Below are 1,560 nucleotides of genomic sequence, written 5' to 3'. Positions count from 1 at the left end.
ATCAACGAGGAGCGGCTGTGAAGCGGTTACTGATCGACGGAAAGCTTGTCGAGACCGAGCGGACGGTCGACTCGATCAACCCCACGACCGGCGAAGTCATCGGCCAGGCCGCGGACGCGACGGTCGAAGAGACCACCGCCGCGGTCAAGGCCGCCCGCAAGGCCTTCGACACCACCGACTGGTCGACCAACGTCGCGTTCCGCGTCCAGTGCCTCAACCAGCTCCACGACGTCCTCGTCAAGCACAAAGAAGAACTCCGCGAACTCACCATCGCCGAGGTCGGCCACCCCCGCCTGATCACCGACGGGCCGGCCCTCGGCGACCCGATCAACCTCGTCAAGTACTACGCCGACCTCGCCGCCGGCTACCAGTTCACCCAGGACCTCGGCACCGTCGAATCCCGCGGCGCCCAGCACCACCGCTGGATCGAACGCGAACCCGCCGGCGTCGTCTCCGCGATCGTCGCCTACAACTACCCCACCCAGCTCGCCCTCGCGAAACTCGCCCCCGCCCTGGCCGCCGGCTGCACCGTCATCCTCAAAGGCGCCCCCGACACCCCCCTGCTCGCCCTCGCCCTCGGCGAACTCATCGCCAACGAGACCGACATCCCCGCCGGCGTCGTCAACGTCATCACCTCCATCGACGTCGACGCCGCCGAAGTCCTCACCGGCCACCCCGACGTCGACCTCATCACCTTCACCGGATCCACCGCCGTCGGCCGACGCATCATGGAAGTCGCCAGCAGGACCGTCAAAAAAGTCTTCCTCGAACTCGGCGGGAAATCCGCCCTCGTCGTCCTCGACGACGCCAACCACGACCTCGCCGCCATGATGGCCGCGTTCACCATCTGCTCCCACTCCGGGCAGGGCTGCGCCATCACCAGCCGCCTCGTCGTCCCCCGCGCCCAACACGACGCCATCGTCGAGAAAGTCGCCGCCGCCCTCGCCCAGATCAAGGTCGGGAACCCCACCGAACCCGACACCTACATGGGCCCGCTCATCAGCGAGAAGCAACGCGACAAGGTCGACGGCATCGTGCAGCGCGCCATCGCCGCCGGCGCCACCCTCGTCACCGGCGGCGAAAAGATCAACCCCGGGTTCTTCTACGCCCCCACCCTGCTCGCAGGCGTCGACCCCGACAGCGAGATCGCCCAGGAAGAAATCTTCGGCCCCGTCCTCGCCGTCATCCCCCACGACGGCGACGACGACGCCGTGAACATCGCCAACAACTCCATCTTCGGCCTCTCCGGATCCGTCCTCAGCGCCGACACCGACCGCGCCCTCGCCGTCGCCCGCCGCATCCGCAGCGGCACCATCAGCGTCAACGGCGGCAGCTGGTACGCCCCCGACGCCCCCTTCGGCGGCTACAAGCAGTCCGGCATCGGCCGCGAAAGCGGCACCCCCGGCCTCGAGGAATTCCTCGAGATCAAAACCATCGCCACCCCGGCCGCATCCTGACCCTGCCGGCCTCCGACCAGCCCCGACCGTGGCGGTCGGGTGAATCCCACCGGACTCACCCGACCGCCACAGTCGTCCACGCGACGGCCCGCACCCGACGGCC

The 1,560-nt window shown here is 68.7% G+C and carries 1 protein-coding gene; it reads left to right on the top strand.

Features of this window, described 5'->3' with window-relative positions:
• Positions 1-17: 17 nt before the first annotated feature.
• Positions 18-1,457 (top strand): aldehyde dehydrogenase family protein, encoded by a 1,440-nt coding sequence (locus tag FMEAI12_RS31330; protein ID WP_112108856.1) that lies wholly within the window; start codon positions 18-20, stop codon positions 1,455-1,457.
• The last annotated feature ends 103 nt before the right edge of the window (positions 1,458-1,560 follow it).

Origin of the sequence: Parafrankia sp. Ea1.12, from assembly GCF_900465275.1 — a bacterium.
Classification (GTDB): Bacteria; Actinomycetota; Actinomycetes; order Frankiales; family Frankiaceae; genus Parafrankia; species Parafrankia soli.
Note: the sequence above shows the minus strand (reverse complement) of the source record. Positions and strands in the feature narration are given on the sequence as shown.